Raw genomic sequence first — 16,778 nt, forward strand, 5'->3', positions numbered from 1 at the left:
GCTTGGACACCGGTCAGCGGCGGTTGCGGCGGCTCCACGCTTCCAGGAAGGCCAGCGTCACGCTGGCCTCGTTGGTCTCCGCCAGGCCGCTGCCGAAGAAAGCGCCGACATCCTTGAAATCATTGCCCCCAGCCAGGTCGGACAAACTGCGAAAGGCGATGAAAGGCACGCGGTTGGCGTAAGCCACCTGTGCAAATGCGGCCGTTTCCATATCCACCACCTGCGCCTGCAGATTATCGTAGAGATAGGTGCGGTATCCCGGATTGGCCAGGAAAGCGCTGCCGGAAACGCCGCGCCCGCCTACCCGCAGCTCAGGCTGGACGCTGACGCACAGGGAGGGATTCTTCGGCCCGCACTTCGCCAGCGCCGGCTTGAGCTGACGCGCCAGCGCCAGCATTTCAGGATCGGCCTGGAAATCGAAACGGAATTCTCCCTGCGGCGCATTGCCGGCATTCATCACGAAATTGTCGCGCATGAACAGGCCGCTGCTGACCTGGCCGTTTGGCGTATTGAATTTGAAATCCGGCCGCGGCTTGCCGTTCTCGCTCGCCAGCTTGACGCCCAGGCAGCTGACATCGCCGGCCGCGCCGCAGGGCGCCGGCACGCTGCCGTCGCCGTTCCAGTAAACCTCCATCGGCATCGCCCAGCTCTCGGGCACCATCACGTCGCCGACATGGCTGGCCGGATTGACGCCGCCGGCAATGCCGCTCATCAGCAAACGCTCCACATGGAAATGATCCATCATCAGCTGCGTCACCATGGTGGCATTGACCACGCTGACGCCGCTCAGCACGATCACCACCGGATTGCCGCGCAGCTCGCCGGTGGTAAACCGGTTGCCGTTGATTTTCCAGTCGCGCTTTTTCTGCGTCTGCTCCAACAGGATATCGGCCTCGGCGCCGAACGCCGAGACGATGCCGATGCGCGGCTTGCACTCGCTCAGGCAATGATTTTCCGCGCGCGGCGCAGCGCTGGCGGCGGTAGTCATGGCAGCGCCAAGCAGCAAGGCGCAAGCGCTACGGCGCAGCATGTTGAGTGCAGGAAGGTGGGCAGGCAAGGGAATTCCTTTCGCTTGGTGGACTGTTGCAGCGGACAGCATAACCTGGGGAACATCTTGCAGAAAAGACCATTAAGGCATTTCCGCTCCGGATGTCGTACGGGAGCCCGGCGATCCGACGCGACGGCGCCACAGCAGCAAGCCGATCGCATAGGCGACGTAGTAGCCGGCCAGGATGCCGAAGATCAACAAGGTCAGCGGGCTGCCGGAAAATTCGGCCGAGGGGAAGGTATTCGACGCCGATGCTGAATAAAGCATCGCGCCGCGATAAACAAGGCGGCCGATGAACAGCGCCGACAGCGCTATCCCCAGATGAAGGCTGGGGGTATAAAACAAGCCCTCCGGCGTCTGCTCAAACCTGGTCAGTCCGATGCCATACCAGCCCAGGGCTGCGCCGGCCGCGGCGCCACCGAGCAGCGCCACCGCATGCATGGGGTGCACGGCAGAGCCGAGCAACAGCATCGCGACCAGAGCGCTGAAAAACACAATGCGGATCCAGGTCCGCCGAGCCGACATTTTCTGCCGTCCGACCATGCGCCGGACGCGCGAATACAGACGCCAGACCACCAATACGGCAATGCCGAAATAAACCACCAGGGAAGGATGAGCAGGAATCGCCATGCGTCTAACTCCAAAGGCCGAAGAATCAGTTAATCGAGTCAATCCAGCGGATTAAATCAGCGAATCAACCCAGCGGACGAGCCGAGATCAATTCTATATCGGGAAGGTTTTCAGCCACTTCCCGCACAGAAGAATACGCCGATAATGCATGTACCACCTGCGGCAAGGGTTCTGCCCAGATTTCAGGCAAGTCGCGTTCCTGCTCCGCCAGCACCGGAAACGCCAGCCGCTCCAGCGGCGGCATGAATTGCGCATCGACACCCGGCTTGTTGCCGCGCGCATCGATGCGATACCAGCCGTGGTTCTTCAGGTACACCGCATTCAAGCCATGCAGGCAGAACGGCGGCCCTTCCACGCCCACCGACAGGCGCTGGTAGCACAAGCCGGCAGCAATGCCATTGCTGCGCAACAGCGCCGCCAGCAGATGGCTCTTGGCGTAGCAATATCCCGTACCGTGGATTAACACATCGGAAGCGCGGCAAGTCACCGGATCGCGCCTGAAATCCCAGCTGTGCTGGATGGCGTCGCGGACGAATTCGAAGCATGCTTTGACCACTTCCTCTTCGTTGACGCGGCCATTCGCCAGGGCGGCCGCCTTGGCGGCTACTTGCGGGTGATCGCCGTCGATATATTTACTGAAGGCCAGGTAGGGTTTCACGCTGCCTGCTCCGCCGCTTCAAAATTGATCTGCGCCTGCTCACGCACCTGGGCTCGCCGCAGTTCCCACAGCTCGTGCAATTTGTCCGAACGCAGTTCGCGCTCATCCGACTCGGAGACGAAGCCGACCTCGCCGTTGCCGTCGGCGACGGTGCGGCTGAAACTCCATTCGCGCGAGAATTCCGGCTTGATGGCGCCGGCGTGCTTGGTCGGCATGGCGCAGATCAGCTGCATGCCGAGGTTGTCGCGCAGGAATTTCAAGACGTCGCGTGCGCGCCCTTCATCCATCTTGGCGAACGATTCGTCGTTGACCAGCAGGTGCAGACTGCTGCCTTTCTCGAAGCGCTTGAGGCGATTGGTGACGACAGCGGCGTGGATGATGTAGGCCGGCGTTTCCAGCTGGCCGCCGGAACCGGTGCCCCACTCGGACAAGCGCACGTGCGAGCCGGTATCGGACTCCTTGTAGATTTCGTAGCGGCGGTAGTTGCGGTAATCGGCAACGCGCTGCAATTCCTTGACCGCCTTGTCTTCATCGTCCGACAGCAGCAATTGCACCAGGCGGTCGCGCACCAGGCAGTTTTCAGCGCTTAAGGCGGGATCGGCAAACAGGCTGCTGCTGGCCTCCTGGGTATCCGCCATTTCCGACGTGGCGCAAAAGAAGTCATAGTAAGCCTTGAATTCCGGAATCCATTCCGACCAGTCGATACGGAATTTGTCGGTGCCGAACTTGAGCTTGTCGAGTTCGGTGTTCAGCGTTTTCAAGGTGCGCACGCCGGTATCGACGGCATTCCGGATCTCGTAGCAGAACTGCTTGGTAAAGACGTCGTTGAACGAGGATTCGGCGGTGCGCAGCTGTTCCAGGTTCTTGATCAGGCCGATGTCCTTCTGCCGCGTCAGCTGGGCGCGGGTACGTTCCTGCAGGGTCACCATCATGGCGTACAGCGGCGTGAAATCGCCATCGCGCAAGTCCTCGCCCTGGGCAATTTCAAAACGCTCGTCGATGCGGGCGTGGGCATGGTACTCGCCCAGCGCGTTGCGGGCATCGCCATACAGCTGCCAGCTGAGCGCTGTCTGCTTGCCGACATTGTTCGCTGCCTGCGTCTGTGAATAGCTGCCGTCGTTGACCCAGCCTGCCACTTCGTCGGTGACGGCGGTAAAGGACAGGCTGCCGTTGACGATGCACAGCTCGCGCAAGCGTTCGGTGTCGGCGTCGACCCGGGTCTGCTTGCCGCCCAGGCCGAAATTCAGGCGGGTAATCGACGCCTGATGTCCCTGGATGGCTTTTTCATGGCCGCCGATATTCTTGCTGCATGCGGTCTTGCGCGCTTCCAGCGCGGCGATTTCCAGGCCCAGCGCCTGCGCTTCGTCTTCCAGCTTGCTGACCTGGGTCAGGTCGAGCCGGCTCATGTCCTGGCGCGCGGCGTCCAGCTGCCGCACCAGGCTTTCCAATTCATCGATGGCGGCGAACGAAGGGCATTGCAACTGCCCCATCAGGGCCAGCGCGCCTTGCAGCTCGCGCAGCTGGGCGCGGATCTGGGCCAGTTCCTGCTCGGCCTGCGCATGCTCCTGTTCGGCGCGCTGCTTGGCAAGGCGCTTGGCTTCCTGGCCGAACACCAGCATGTCGGTGTCGGTGGTGAACATGGTGCGCGAGCCGCTGCCCTTGCCGTCCTTGGTCAGGCCGCGCGACGTGTGGCGCAGCGCTTCGGTATCGGCCACCTTGACCACCTGGCCGAACTGGTCGTGCAGGTAGGCGTGGGCGATCGGATGCTCGGTGCTGAGTTCGTGGATGATCGAATCGCTCGGCGTTCTTTCGACTTTCAGGTTCTTCAGGCAGAAGCTGCCCTGGATCACGTTGGCGCGTAGCTTTTTCTGGCGCACGAAATCGATCGCCTTGCCTTCCCAAGCCTGGTCCACCACCAGGTTGAAACGGGCGCCGCCGAGGTAGCCTTCAATCGCCGCCTGCCATTCGGCCGAGGCCGGTTCGACCAGGTCGCACAGCACCTGGGCGCGGGCGGCGCCGAGTTCGGCGCGGAATTCCTTCAACGCGTGGCGGATATGCGCCGGATAATCGGCGCCGCCTTCGGCCAGGTTGGCCTTGCGCGAAGCAGCGTCCTTTTCGCGGCGCAAGGCTTCGTGCTCGCCGGCGCGCAACTGCGCGATCTGCGTGTGCAAAGCCGAGACAAAACTCTTTTCGGTGCCGGCCAGCGCGCCGTGCAATTTCACCAGCGCGGCATCGACGCCTTCAAAGTCGTTGACCAGCATCAGCGATTTCAGCACGTCGATCTGCTCGACCTTGGCCAGTTCGCCGATGCTGCGCAAGCGGCTGGCAATCTCCAGCGTGCCGGCAGCGGCCAGCGCCAGCACCACCTGGCGGGCGGCATCGGCAATTTCCTTTTGCTCCGGCGGAATCTGCATGCCGGCGACGTTGCGCGCCGCGCTATCGAGCTGCTGCGCCGTCTGCGCGTTGTGCAGCAGCGCATTGAAGACGGCCTTGATCTTGCCGTCGCATTGTTCGATCTGGTTCTGGATCCTGGTCTTTTGCTCGGCGGCGGGAATCCCCATCATCTGCGCATGGATCTGCGTCAAGCTGCGGTTCTTGGCGTTGCGGTCCTGCTCCAGCTTGTCGGCGCTCTCGCTTTCATCGTCGATGAGCGCTTGCAAACCCTCGATCGCAGACGTTGCAGCTTCCAGCTGGCGCTGGTCTTCGCGCAAGGCCAGCGACGACGCCAGCAGTTGCGATTGGCTGGCTGCCTGGTGCGCGCGCGCGGTGTCGCCGACAGCCTTGCCCAGCAATTCCAGGCGCTTGACGTTGTCGCTCAGGCGCTCGCCTTCCTTGCGCAGCTCGTTCACTTGCCGCATCAGCTTGCTGATCTGGCCGATGCGCTGTCCCAGCTGGGTAGTGTCGAGTTCCAGGATCTGGTGCTTGACCAGGTCGTCGACGCTGCCGATAGGCTTGTGGGCGATCGACTGGCTCCAGGCGCGCGCCGCGCTTTCCGCCTCGGCGAAGGAAACGGTTTTCTGGCCGCGGAAACGTCCGTACAGCTGGCACAGGTACTCACGCTTGCTGTCGCGGAAGTTGGTGACGCCATGGTATTTGCCTGACAGGTGGCGTTCGATCTTTTCCACCGCCACCACCGCCATGCCGCCGTCGATTTCGGTCGAGGTCAGGTCGCCCAGCTGCAGGGCGACGCCATCGACGATCAGCAGCGCCAGCCGTTCCGATACCGCCTGGCGCCGTTCGCCGGCGCCGTCGACGCGCGCCGAAGCGGCCACCAGCGCGGTGAACTCGCGTCCCTCCTCGCCCTCGCTCGGCTTGAACACCGCGGCGACATAGCCGTGTGCGCCGTTGGGGCGGGCGAACAGGTTATCCTCGGCGCCGACCACGTAGGACCACAGGCTGCGCTTGGTCTTGCCGTTGCGCGCGCCCTGGGTGGTTTCGTCCTGCCCGGGGTTATAGCTGAAAATATTCTGGTAGACCGCGGTCATCACGGTTTGCAGGGCGTCCAGCATGGTCGACTTGCCGGAGCCCGTAGGACCGGTCAGCAAGGTCATATTGCCCATCGGGTATTCCTGCGAGCGCAGCGCGCCCCAGTTCACCAGGATCAGTTTGTCCAGCTTCATTCGATGTTTCCTTCAATGCTTTCTTCTTGCTCTTCCATCGCCGCCGGCACGCCGGCCGGTTCATCGTCGCTCGCTGCCCCGAGCGGCAGCGGTTCGGATTCCAGCGCCGCTTCCAGCATATCGTCGCTGATGATGCCGAGGATGGTCGGCCGGATCGCCAGCAGCGCGTCCTCGTCATCCATGGAGAAATTGGCGGCCAGGCGGATCAGGCGATGGCGCTTGAGGTCGTTGAGCAAACGCTGGCGCTCCACATTGGTGGGCGGCAGCGCCCGCTTCAATTGCGTCTGCAGGGTCGCCGACAGTTCTTCGAAGCGGGTCAGCACTTCGCCCGCATCGGTGAGGCGGTTGCCGCCTTCCGACAAGCCTTGCTGATACTGGAAGCGCAGCGCCAGCGCGGCGGCGACGAAATCCGGCGACAGCCGGGCGCGCAATCCCGGCACCGGCTCCAGGCCGTCTTCCGGCATGCCAGGCACTTCGGCGCCCGGCGCGTAGAGCCGGAAAAACTCGCCCTTCAGATTATGCTCAAGGCGGAAACCGGCCAGCTGGAAATAATCGTGCAGGCAGGCTTCGATGCGGCGTGCATCGTCGTACAGGCGCTGCTCGACGCCGTCTTCTTCGCGGATCACGATGCCGGCGGCAAACAGGCGGCCGACGATCTCGCGGAACCGTTCCAGCGGCAGGTTGTGCAGCGCCAGCTGCTCTTGCAATGCTTCAATCAGTGTCATGTTTCATCTCGATCTGGTAATCGTCGCCGGCATAAAACTCGTTCCAGAGCTTGCTCGGCAATTTCTGCACGGTGAGCCGTTCATCGCGCGCACCGCGCACGGCTTCCACGATTTGCATGTTGTTGAGGACGTCGGTGGTGGTCGCCACCGGCAAGGTCGACAGGCGGATCGGGCGGTCGCGCAGGCGCAGCTCGGCGCGGATGCGATGTACGATGTCGTCGTTGGATAGCGCAAAGGCATCGGCTTCGGCGCGGTACATGGCGGCCGCCAGGCGGGCGTCGCGCGTGACCTTGGGCTGCGCGGTGACGGTCAACGCCTTGCGCCGCTGCGAGGCGCTGCGCAGTTTGAAGGACGCCGGATCGAGCAAGCGGATTTCGGCGGGAGCAATTGCCGCGCCCAGCCGTTCCAGCAAGGCATCCTGCGCCACACCGCTCAGCCTGGCTGTCTTGCTGATCGCCACGCTGTAGGCCTGGCGGGTGTGGCCGCCGCGCAGCATCAGGGCTTGCTGCACGATGCTGGCGGCGCGCTGCATGTAGACGCTCATCGCCTTGATCAGCTCAGGATGCTTGGTGGTGCAGGCGGCTTCCACCATTTCTTCGATGCGGTCCAGCATCCAGTCCAGCGTCGACGGCCCCTGCCGCTCCTGGCTGGCCCAGCGCGCGATATCGTTGAGCTGGTCTTCCAGCGCCCGCGCCTTGTCGTGTTCCAGGCTGTGCAGGCGCGCGATCAGGTCGCGGATGGCCTGGCGGTGGCGCTCGATGCTGTCGGCGGTGAGCTGCTTCTTGAATTCTTTCTCGAAACGGTCGAGAAATTCCATGAAACCGTCCCACGGCGTTTGCGATGCTTCCAGCATCAGGCGCCGCACCAGTTCCTGGAAATAATCGACGCCCTCGGACAAATCGCTGATGACTTTTTCGGCATAGTCGTAGGCATCGATCAGATCGTAGGCATCGACATTGCGCAGCGCGGCGTTGAGCGCGTTGCGGCAGCTGCGCACATTGCGCTGGCGGGTGCGGGCGCTGCGCCGGTCTATGGCCCAGAAGGCTTCGGCAAACAGCTTGCCGGCGCGGGTGAAGCGATAGGCGGTGACCAGGCCGGCGCGGTCGCCGAAGGTTTCCAGCCAGCCGTCCCGCAGCAAGGTGCGCAGCAGCGCGCTGCTGCTTTGCTGGTCGTCGGCGCCGGCCGGGATCAGATCGTCGTCGGCCAGTCCGGCGGCCGCCTCGTCCTGCTGCTGCGGGGTCTGACGCGGGTCTTGCAACACTCGTTGCAACGCCTGCTGCACCACCGGCAGCAGCAGGTCGCGCAAGCCGTCGCGCGTCAGGTTCTGGCCATAGTCGGCGCTCGGCCCGTGCAGCCGCTCATAGAGCGCACGGACGCAGGCCACCACCACGCCGCGGTGCTTGCCGGCCAGGGGCCTGAAGAAATTTAGTCGGTCTGGTTCAAAAAACAATCGGATTGCCCGCAAAAGTTGCAAAAAACGAATTATCGACGCCGGCAGCCGTAAGCAGCGCGCCGGCCGATTTGCCTAACTCGCCATTGTAAAGGCTCAGGCCTGCCAGCAGGTAGCTTAGACAGTAGACAGGACGCCAAGGTATCCGTAACATCCATTTCCACAATGCAACCTGAGATTGCCATGCAAAACCTGCCCGCCGCCCCTGCCAACGTCATCGATGAAGCCGGCCAGCCGCGCATGGGCCGCTATGCCGGCCGCACCGGCGCCATCGACTGGTCGGCGCTGGCTGCGCCCTATGCCCGCAGCAGCCTGTGGCGGCGCTTCCACCACAAGCGCTGGCAATACGTGGCGCTGTCGACCCCGCAGCTGTTCTGCGGCATCGCAATTGTCGACGTCGGCTGGACCAATACCGCCTTCGCCTACGTCTTCGACCGCCAGCAAGGCAAGCAGATCGCCGGCTTTTCGCAGGACGGCATACCCGGCCTGAGCGCCCGGGTCAGCAACCGTGCCGACGGCGCCAGCAGCTTCAGCTGCTTCGGCCACCGCGTCAGCTATCAGCCGCCGGCCGCCGCGCATGGCGGCAAGCATCGCCTGAGCCTGCACAGCGCGCAATTCAGCATCGAGGCCGAATTCGACGACAGCCGCGCCGCGCCGCTGCTGCTGGCGGTGGGTCCGATCGTCAACGGCTCGGTGCATGCGACCCAGAAATCGCCCGGCATGACGCTCAGCGGCGAGGTGCTGGTGGATGGACAGCGTTTCGATCTGCAGGATGGCGTCGCCAGCTTCGACTATTCCAACGGCTTGCTGGCGCGCGATACCGAATGGCGCTGGGCCTCGGCCCACGGCCTGGACATCGGCTTCAACCTGCAGGCCGGCTATTTCGGCCAGCAGGAAAACGTGCTGTGGCTGGACGGCCGGCTGCATGCGCTCGGCCAAGCGCGTTTCGAGTACGATGCGGCGACGCCGCTGGCGCCCTGGCATATCTATACCGACGACGGCTTGCTCGACCTGCAATTCATGCCGGAGGGCGCGCGCCGGGAAAACAAGAACCTGCTGATCGCCGCCACCCGCTATATACAGCCGATCGGCAGTTTCAGCGGCTGGGTCAAGCCTGGACCCGATGCCGCGCCGCGCCCGGTGGAACGCCTGGCGGGCGTGACCGAGGAGCACTTCTCGCGCTGGTAACATTGCCTTTAGCCAACTTAAGCGACTGGCGATTTGCAAATTTCCAACACCTGCTGCATTTCCCCTGCGCAGCCCATACGTTTGGTATACCATTGCCGGCCAATTTTGTGTGCGAGGTATGGCGATGTCAAATGCTTGTGGCGTGGATTTCGGCACGTCTAATTCCACGGTTGGCTGGAGCAGGCCCGGACACAATGCCTTGCTGCCATTGGAAGACGGCAAGGTCACCCTGCCTTCGGTGGTTTTCTTCAACGCCGAAGACGACGCCTTCAGTTTCGGCCGCGCCGCGCTGGGCGCCTACCTGACCGGTTACGAAGGGCGCCTGATGCGCTCCCTCAAGAGCCTGCTCGGCTCCAGCCTGATCGACGCCCAGACCGAAGTCGGCGGCCGCGCGCTGCCGTTCCGCGCCTTGCTGACCCATTTCATCGCGGAACTGAAACAACGTGCGGAAAGCGCTGCCGGCAAGGAATTCCAGAGCGTGGTGCTGGGCCGTCCGGTATTCTTCGTCGACGACAATCCGGCGGCGGACCAGCGCGCGCAAGACACGCTGGCGGAAATCGCCCGCTCGGTAGGCTTCCGCCACATCGCTTTCCAGTACGAACCGATCGCCGCCGCCTTCGACTATGAATCCACCATCCAGCGCGAGGAACTGGTGCTGATCGCCGACATCGGCGGCGGCACCTCGGACTTTTCGCTGGTGCGCCTGTCGCCGCAGCGGGCCGCCGACAGCGAACGGCGCGACGATATCCTGGCCACCGGCGGCGTCCATATCGGCGGCACCGATTTCGATAAATACCTGAGCTTGTCGAGCGTGATGCCGATGCTGGGACTGGGCAGCCGCCTGCAAAACAATAGCGAAGTGCCGTCCAGCTACTACTTCAACCTGGCGACCTGGCACACCATCAACCAGATCTATACCCGCAAGGCCTGGCTGCAGCTGAAGGACGTGCATCGCGAGACCGTCGAGCGCGAGAAGTTCGGCCGCCTGCTCGACCTGGTCGAACAGCGCGCCGGCCACTGGCTGGCGTTGCAGGTGGAACAGGGCAAGATCGGCCTGTCGGATGCCGAAACGGTGCAGATGAGCCTGGACCGCATCGCCCCCGGCCAGGCCCTGAACCTGACGCGCGAACAGTTCAACGCCAGCATCGCCCACCTGGTGGGCAGCGTCGAAGATACCGTCACCAAGCTGCTGCGCGACGCCGGCGTGACGCCGGCCCAGGTCGATACGGTGTTCTTCACCGGCGGCTCCAGCGGCGTGCAGCTGCTGCGCCACAAGATCGCTGCCTTGGTGCCGTCAGCAAAAGCCGTGGAAGGCGATCTGTTCGGCAGCATCGGCGCCGGCCTGGCGCTGGATGCGGTGCGCAAGTTCGGCTGAGCGGCCTCTTTATTCGAGCCCCGGATCCGGCCTGCGCTCATCCGGCGCATGCCGCTTGGCCTGGCCCAGGCGCTGCGCATGGTAAATGCCGGTGTGGCCGGAAAACAGATAGCTGACCACGCAGGCGATCCCCGCCAGTACGCCGATTTCCGGTCCGAATAATTCCATCGCCATGACGGTCGAGGCGATCGGCGTATTGGCGGCTCCCGCAAACACCGCCACAAACCCCAATCCGGCCAGCAGCGGAACCGGCATGGCCAAGATCTGCGCCAGCGCATTGCCCAGCGTGGCGCCGATATAGAACAGCGGCGTCACCTCGCCGCCCTTGAAGCCGGAAGCCAGCGTCACCACCGTGAACAGGATCTTGCCGCCGAAGTCGTATAGCGGCAGCGGCTTCTCGAAGGCCTCGACGATGGTCGGAATCCCCAGTCCCAAATACTTGTCGGTGGCCGGCAGCATGGCCAGCAGCAGCACCGCAACGCCGCCGGCAAACGGCCGCAACGGCGCGAACTTGATCAAGCGCTTGACCAGGCGCGACAAGCCATGGGTCGCCTGCGCAAACACCATGCCGACCAGGCCGAACACGATCCCCGCCAGCAGCGTGGCGGAAAAGACGCCGAGGCCAAAATGCGGCACGAAGGGAATTGCATAGTGGGTGTGGTGCACGCCCAGCAAAGCCGGGACCTGGTCGCTGATGATGGCGGCGATGAAGCAGGGCAGGATGGCGTCGTAGCGCAGGCGTCCGATGGCCAGCACTTCCAGGCCGAAGATGGCGCCGGCCAGCGGCGTCCCGAATACCGAGGCAAAGCCAGCGCTGATGCCGGCCATCAGCAGGATGCGCCGGTCTTCCGGCCCGAGGCGCGCGATGCGGGTCAGCACGTCGGCCAGGGCGCCGCCCATCTGCACCGCGGTGCCCTCGCGCCCGGCGGAGCCGCCGAACAGGTGGGTGATCACCGTGCCCACGAAAATCAGCGGCGCCATGCGTTTCGGCACGATGCGCTTGGGGTCGTGGATCTCATCGATCAGCAGGTTGTTGCCGCCCTCCACCGACTTGCCGAGGAAGTGATAGATCAAGCCCACCGCCAGGCCGGCCAGCGGCAGCAGCCACAACAGCCAGCGGTGCGCATTGCGGGTATCGGTGGCCCACTCCAGCGACAACAGCAGCAGCGCCGACGCCAGGCCGGCCAGCGCGCCCACCAAAGATGCCAGGACCAGCCAGCGCGCAAGATACGCCAGCATCAGCAGCTGTTCGGGATATTTTGTTTTTTTCATCATAAGGAGAAGCAAAAGATTTGAAGAACTCAAACCTGAACGGCAAGGCAAGGTAAACCGAAAACGCACGCCCACAAATCCCGTTCAGGACTTTGTAGGCATCATCAGCTGCTTGCGCAGCGGTTCAGGGAGGCATGCCATCTCCCATTGCAGCAGCGCCATTGTGCCGGAGCGCGCGCGGCGGCGCAACCTGGATTCAGCCCGGATCGAAAGTAGTCAGCCTGGCCAGCGCGTCCAGCCACCAGGTCAGCGCCGGGCCGACCTGGCGATCCGGCCGGTACACGCATTGCATCGGCAGCGCCGCGCCCTCGGGCGGATGGGCCGCCGTGACGATGGTCACCAAGCGGCCGCTGGCCAGGTCGTCGGCGATGACATGGCTCGGCATATAGCCCCAGCCCATGCCGGCGCGCAGCAGGGCATGCTTGGTGCCGAGATCGCTCATGCGCCAGGCCAGCGAGGAATGCACCGAGAAATCCTGGTTGGCGGTGAGCGCGCTGCGGTCGCTCAGCACCAGCTGCACCTGCCGCTCCAGCACATGGCCGGGAATGCGGCCCTTGATCTGCGCCAGTGCATGGGCCGGCGACACCACGCCGACCAGCAGCACGCTCGGCAAACTGACATGCAACAGATGGGGCGGCACGATTGGCAAGGTGCCGAGCACGCCCAGCATCGCCTCGCCGTCGATCACCCGCTCGGCGACGGCGCCCAGCGCTTCAATCTCCAGGCGCACCGTGACGCCGGGAAAAGCCGCGCGAAAATCCGCCAGCAAGGCCACCAGCGCCGTGGTCGGGAAAAAGACGTCGAACGCCAGGGTAATCTCCAGCTCCTGCCCTTGCGAATAGGCGGCCGCGCGCGCCTGCATGGCGTCGACCTGGCCCAGCACCTGGCGCGCATCGCGCAACAGTTCGGTGCCGGCGGCAGTGAGCTGCGGCCGGTAGCTGCCGCGGTCGAACAAGGGCACGCCGAGCTGGTTTTCCAGCGTGCTGACAGCGTAGCTGACCGCCGATTGCGCCCGGCCCAGGGCCCGCGCCGCCGCCAGGAAGCTGCCGCTGTCGGCGACCTGGGCGAATACCCGCAGTTGATCCAGCGACAGTCTCTCGATATTCATGGCGCCCCAACATTATCTAATAATTAGATATAGATTATCGCAAGATAGACAATATCTTGCAGAACTCAAGAGGATTAAGATGGTTTCGTTCGCTGCAATCAGTAGCCGATAACCGGTGGCGCCAGCAAGCGCTTGCTTACCTCGGTCTCATAACCCCGTTTTACATCTATTTATAGATTGGACACATCATGCAAACTTCGCCAAACCTGTACCGCATCGGCCGCGTCCTGCTGGCCTCGTTGTTTCTCATTTCCGGGATCCTGAAGATCACCGCCTTTTCCGGCGTGGCCGGCTACATGGCCAGCCTCGGCGTGCCGCTGGCGACCTTCGCCGTCGCCGCCACCATCGTGGTCGAAGTCGGCGGCGGCCTGTCCATCATGGCCGGCTGGAACGTGCGGCCGGTCGCCATCATTGTGGCGCTGTTCACGGTAGCGGCAACCCTGACGGCGCACCGTTTCTGGGAAGCCGATCCGGCCAATTTCCAGAACCAGCTGAACAACTTCCTGAAAAACATCTCGATCATCGGCGCGCTGCTGATGCTGGCGGCAACGGATGACGGAAGCGCGAAAAAGCCAGCGTAAATAAACTCTTCAAGGAACGGAGCAAGTCATGAAATTCAATCGCCAACTCGAACGCCTGGTCACCGGCATCAACACCCAGGATGGCGCGGGTGTCAGCCTGGTGCGGGTCTTGACCAACGATCTGCAGCGCCGGCTGGATCCGTTCCTGATGCTGGACAATTTCCACTCGGACAAGCCGGAAGACTACCTGGCCGGCTTTCCCGACCATCCGCACCGCGGTTTTGAAACCGTCACCTACATGCTGGCTGGCCGCATGCGCCATCGCGACAACGCCGGCAACGAAGGCTTGCTGCAGGCCGGCGGCGTGCAGTGGATGACCGCCGGCAGCGGGCTGGTGCATTCGGAACTGCCGGAACAGGAAGACGGCCTGATGAGCGGCTTCCAGCTGTGGCTCAACCTGGCCTCGGGCGACAAGATGATCGCACCCAGCTATCGCGACCTCCAGGCCGAGCAGATTCCGCAGGTATCGCCGCGGCCTGGCGTGAAGGTGAAAGTGATTGCCGGCGAGGCTTTCGGCACCGCCGGCGCGGTGCAAAGGCCGCACACCGAGCCGCTCTACCTGGACGTGCAGCTGGACGCAGGCCAGCAGCTGGACCTGCCCATCCCGGCCGGCCACAATGCTTTCCTGTATGTGTACGAAGGCGGACTGCGCATCGGCGAAGACAGCCGCAGCGCGCCGGCAGGCCGCATGGCGATCCTGAGCAATGCCGCCGAAGCGGCCGGCGTCAGCCTGCAGGCAGAAAGCAACAGCCGCTTCCTGCTGATCGCCGGGCGGCCATTGAATGAGCCGATCGCGCAATGGGGACCGTTCGTGATGAATACCCGCGAACAGGTGGAACAGGCGATCCAGGACTTCCGGGATGGCCGGATGTAAGCAGCCGCGACGTCGTGCTGGTCGTGCTGAAGCGGGTAAGGGCGCATGCCTTTACCCGCTTTTTTTCTAAGGCACGAACGCGCTTCGATACTTGCCGGCTACCTGTTCCAGCAATGCCTGCAGCGCGGTTTGCGGATACCAGTTGCCGTTGGCCATGACGCCCAGCGGCGTGCGCAATGTCGCCAGGTCGTCCAGCGGATTTTTCTCGGAAAGAATCAGGTCGGCGCGGCTGCCGACCTTGATCGTGCCGAACGCTTCGGCGTTGGGCAAAGACTGCCGGATCATCTCGCCCGGCACGCGGGTAGCGGCGGCGAGCGTCTGGTAGCGGCTAAGGCCGGCCTGCTCCAGCTCCTGCAGGTCATCGTGCAGCGAATAGCCGGGCACCAGGCCGGGAATCGTCGGCGCGTCGGTGCCGGCGATCAGGGCTACGCCGGCGTCCGCCATCTGCTTGGTGAAAAGCTGCAGGAATGCCAGCCTGGCGCCGAGATCGCCCTGGCGCCGGGCATAGTCTTCGCCGCGCCATTGCAGCCGGCGGTCGGGCGCCAGGTAGCGTGCTTCCGGCATCTGCAGATAGCGCTCGACCACCGCCGGCTTGCCCCATTGCCGGGCAATCGTGGCGTAGGTGTTGAGATCGGCGGTAACGAAAGCATGGTTGCGTTTGACGAAGGCGATGGCCGCCGGGATTTCGGCGCTGTCCGGCGCGGCGTCGGCCGGCACCGGTTTGCCGTCCTGGCCGGGATGAAAGAATGTCGTGTACATGAATTCTTCCGCATGCGCCACCATGACCTGGCCGGCATCGAGCTGACGTTCCAGCCCGACCGCCGTGACGCCATGGCCGACCAGCGGCATGTGCTGCTTGCGCCCTTCGTCCGCCAGCGCCGCGAAACTCTCGGGCGACAGATTGTTGTACACCTTGATGAAATCGTAACCGTTGGTTTTCGCCAGCCCGACGACGGCGCGCGCCTGCTCCGCATTGCTGACCACGAAATGGCCGTAGCGGGGCGAACCGTCGACCATGAAACTGGCGTACACATGCGGCCCGGCGATCTTGCCGCGATTGACTTCGGGCCGGACCTGGGCGATGAAGCCGTTGGAGGCCTCGCCCATGTTCAACACGGTAGTAACGCCATTCGCCAGGTAGACCTTGAGGTCGCCGCTGGTGTCCGAATGGGTATGCATATCGGCCAGCCCTGGCGACAGGAATGCGCTGCCATGGCCGTCGACGATGCGGGCGCCGGCGGGAATCGGCAGCGCCGCGCCGATCGCGGTAATCTTGCCGTGCTCGACCAGCACCGTTTGTCCGGGCAGGACGCGTTCCGTCTCCATCGGCAGCAGATTGACGGCGACGAAGGCGGTGACCGCAATGTTCTCTGAAGCCGGCGGCGGCGCAGCGGCTTGCGCCAGGACCTGCGCGCACAATAAAAACAGGGGGGCTGCGATGAGGACAGGCAATTTCAATTACGGTCTCCTTGTGCACGTTGATGGCCGGCGCGCAGTTTTCTTATGGGAATTATTGCGCCAAGGCATTCTAATCCATGCCGTGGAAACCGTTCGGCAGGCGCTACCTGCTTTCCATCGACAAGGCCAGCGTCTCCTTGATTTCCTCCATCACCACATAGCTCTTGGACTGCGCCGCCCCCGGCAGCTGCAGCAGCATGTCGCCGAGCAGCTTGCGGTACTCCGCCATTTCCCGGATCCGCGCCTTGATCAGGTAATCGAAATCGCCGGACACCAGATGGCATTCCAGCACTTCCGGAATGCGCAGCACTTCGCGGCGGAACTGCTCGAAGGCGTTGGCCGATTTCTGGTTCAGCGTAATCTCGACAAACACCAGCAGCTTGGCGCCGACCGCGGCGGGATTGATGCGCGCGTAATAGCCGTCGATGACGCCGTCGCGCTCCATGCGCTTGACCCGCTCGATGCAGGGCGTGATCGACAGCCCGACCTGTTCGCCCAGGTCCTTCATCGACATGCGGCCGTCCTGCTGCAGCAGGCGCAGGATGTGGCGGTCCAGCTTGTCGAGGGCGCGGTTGGATTCCTTGTAGATTCTCATGAGGGGCCTGAGGGGAAATTTTTAGTATTAATTCCTGAATTTGTCGATTTATACAGTAACAAATGCTGGGAAATTGCTAATAGCATAGGGCTTATTACTGCAAATCAAAAACAATTCATTACTACGCATTCCGTATCGCCAGCCCGCCGGATTTCCTGCGCGCAGTAAGATACGAACAGGCGTTACGGAGATTCAA

14 protein-coding genes and 1 riboswitch are annotated in these 16,778 nt (G+C 63.4%); of the genes, 4 read left to right on the plus strand and 10 right to left on the minus strand.

Translation table 11 applies throughout. The features are described from left to right. Positions 1-13 precede the first annotated feature (13 nt). The 6 genes from KHU30_RS09995 to KHU30_RS10020 form a co-directional block, all read right to left on the minus strand. Positions 14-1,057, minus strand: coding sequence for a 5'-methylthioadenosine/S-adenosylhomocysteine nucleosidase (locus KHU30_RS09995; protein WP_230427302.1), 1,044 nt, complete (start codon positions 1,055-1,057; stop codon positions 14-16). A gap of 72 nt (positions 1,058-1,129) precedes the next feature. Further along, positions 1,130-1,678, minus strand: coding sequence for a CcdC protein domain-containing protein (locus tag KHU30_RS10000; RefSeq protein WP_211442505.1), 549 nt, complete (start codon positions 1,676-1,678; stop codon positions 1,130-1,132). 64 nt (positions 1,679-1,742) lie between these two features. Beyond that, a complete protein-coding gene (locus KHU30_RS10005) occupies positions 1,743-2,336 on the minus strand; it encodes a transglutaminase-like domain-containing protein (RefSeq protein WP_211442506.1) in 594 nt (197 codons plus the stop codon). Then, the gene (locus KHU30_RS10010) at positions 2,333-5,956 is read right to left on the minus strand and encodes an ATP-binding protein (protein WP_211442507.1); all 3,624 of its coding nucleotides are present in this window, start codon (positions 5,954-5,956) and stop codon (positions 2,333-2,335) included. The genes KHU30_RS10005 and KHU30_RS10010 overlap by 4 nt, the downstream gene beginning before the upstream one ends. Continuing rightward, the gene (locus KHU30_RS10015; RefSeq protein ID WP_211442508.1) at positions 5,953-6,681 is read right to left on the minus strand and encodes a DUF4194 domain-containing protein; all 729 of its coding nucleotides are present in this window, start codon (positions 6,679-6,681) and stop codon (positions 5,953-5,955) included. The genes KHU30_RS10010 and KHU30_RS10015 overlap by 4 nt, the downstream gene beginning before the upstream one ends. After that, entirely contained in the window at positions 6,668-8,131 is a 1,464-nt protein-coding gene (locus KHU30_RS10020; protein WP_211442509.1) for a Wadjet anti-phage system protein JetA family protein, read from the minus strand. Before KHU30_RS10020 ends, KHU30_RS10015 begins: the two co-directional genes overlap by 14 nt. A 183-nt stretch (positions 8,132-8,314) precedes the next feature. Between KHU30_RS10020 and KHU30_RS10025 the strand changes: the two genes are divergently transcribed. Together KHU30_RS10025 and KHU30_RS10030 are read left to right on the plus strand one after the other, a co-directional pair. Beyond that, complete coding sequence (locus KHU30_RS10025) at positions 8,315-9,319, plus strand: DUF2804 domain-containing protein (RefSeq protein ID WP_211442510.1); 1,005 nt, start codon at positions 8,315-8,317, stop codon at positions 9,317-9,319. A 124-nt stretch (positions 9,320-9,443) separates the two neighbouring features. After that, positions 9,444-10,694 carry an Hsp70 family protein gene (locus tag KHU30_RS10030; RefSeq protein WP_211442511.1) on the plus strand — a complete coding sequence of 417 codons (1,251 nt, stop codon included), beginning with the start codon at positions 9,444-9,446 and terminating at the stop codon, positions 10,692-10,694. A gap of 9 nt (positions 10,695-10,703) precedes the next feature. Here the strand turns inward: KHU30_RS10030 and KHU30_RS10035 are convergent, their stop codons facing one another. Together KHU30_RS10035 and KHU30_RS10040 are read right to left on the minus strand one after the other, a co-directional pair. Beyond that, positions 10,704-11,966, minus strand: a complete 1,263-nt coding sequence (locus KHU30_RS10035; protein WP_211442790.1) for a voltage-gated chloride channel family protein — start codon at positions 11,964-11,966, stop codon at positions 10,704-10,706. Between the two features lie 88 nt (positions 11,967-12,054). Further along, positions 12,055-12,120, minus strand: a riboswitch (Fluoride riboswitch). A gap of 42 nt (positions 12,121-12,162) precedes the next feature. Continuing rightward, complete coding sequence (locus KHU30_RS10040) at positions 12,163-13,074, minus strand: LysR family transcriptional regulator (protein ID WP_211442512.1); 912 nt, start codon at positions 13,072-13,074, stop codon at positions 12,163-12,165. 188 nt (positions 13,075-13,262) lie between these two features. Between KHU30_RS10040 and KHU30_RS10045 the strand changes: the two genes are divergently transcribed. Both KHU30_RS10045 and KHU30_RS10050 read left to right on the plus strand, forming a co-directional pair. Beyond that, positions 13,263-13,655 carry a DoxX family protein gene (locus KHU30_RS10045; protein WP_211442513.1) on the plus strand — a complete coding sequence of 131 codons (393 nt, stop codon included), beginning with the start codon at positions 13,263-13,265 and terminating at the stop codon, positions 13,653-13,655. A gap of 28 nt (positions 13,656-13,683) precedes the next feature. Further along, on the plus strand, positions 13,684-14,529 hold the full coding sequence (locus KHU30_RS10050) for a pirin family protein (RefSeq protein ID WP_211442514.1): 846 nt from the start codon (positions 13,684-13,686) through the stop codon (positions 14,527-14,529). A gap of 66 nt (positions 14,530-14,595) precedes the next feature. Here the strand turns inward: KHU30_RS10050 and KHU30_RS10055 are convergent, their stop codons facing one another. Both KHU30_RS10055 and KHU30_RS10060 read right to left on the minus strand, forming a co-directional pair. Further along, complete coding sequence (locus tag KHU30_RS10055) at positions 14,596-15,987, minus strand: amidohydrolase family protein (RefSeq protein WP_211442515.1); 1,392 nt, start codon at positions 15,985-15,987, stop codon at positions 14,596-14,598. Positions 15,988-16,090: 103 nt separating this feature from the next. Then, positions 16,091-16,582, minus strand: a complete 492-nt coding sequence (locus tag KHU30_RS10060) for an Lrp/AsnC ligand binding domain-containing protein (RefSeq protein ID WP_211442516.1) — start codon at positions 16,580-16,582, stop codon at positions 16,091-16,093. Between the last annotated feature and the right edge of the window lie 196 nt (positions 16,583-16,778).

The organism is Collimonas humicola, from assembly GCF_018304945.1.
In the GTDB taxonomy this organism is placed as follows: Bacteria; Pseudomonadota; Gammaproteobacteria; order Burkholderiales; family Burkholderiaceae_D; genus Collimonas; species Collimonas humicola.

What these genes read in the sequence shown, in the direction of transcription:
- KHU30_RS10000 (WP_211442505.1), bottom strand. Translation starts at nt 1,678, where the DNA reads ATGGCGATTCCTGCTCATCCTTCCCTGGTGGTTTATTTCGGCATTGCC.
- KHU30_RS10010 (WP_211442507.1), bottom strand. Translation starts at nt 5,956, where the DNA reads ATGAAGCTGGACAAACTGATCCTGGTGAACTGGGGCGCGCTGCGCTCG.
- KHU30_RS10015 (WP_211442508.1), bottom strand. Translation starts at nt 6,681, where the DNA reads ATGACACTGATTGAAGCATTGCAAGAGCAGCTGGCGCTGCACAACCTG.
- KHU30_RS10025 (WP_211442510.1), top strand. Translation starts at nt 8,315, where the DNA reads ATGCAAAACCTGCCCGCCGCCCCTGCCAACGTCATCGATGAAGCCGGC.
- KHU30_RS10030 (WP_211442511.1), top strand. Translation starts at nt 9,444, where the DNA reads ATGTCAAATGCTTGTGGCGTGGATTTCGGCACGTCTAATTCCACGGTT.
- KHU30_RS10035 (WP_211442790.1), bottom strand. Translation starts at nt 11,966, where the DNA reads ATGAAAAAAACAAAATATCCCGAACAGCTGCTGATGCTGGCGTATCTT.
- KHU30_RS10040 (WP_211442512.1), bottom strand. Translation starts at nt 13,074, where the DNA reads ATGAATATCGAGAGACTGTCGCTGGATCAACTGCGGGTATTCGCCCAG.
- KHU30_RS10045 (WP_211442513.1), top strand. Translation starts at nt 13,263, where the DNA reads ATGCAAACTTCGCCAAACCTGTACCGCATCGGCCGCGTCCTGCTGGCC.
- KHU30_RS10050 (WP_211442514.1), top strand. Translation starts at nt 13,684, where the DNA reads ATGAAATTCAATCGCCAACTCGAACGCCTGGTCACCGGCATCAACACC.
- KHU30_RS10060 (WP_211442516.1), bottom strand. Translation starts at nt 16,582, where the DNA reads ATGAGAATCTACAAGGAATCCAACCGCGCCCTCGACAAGCTGGACCGC.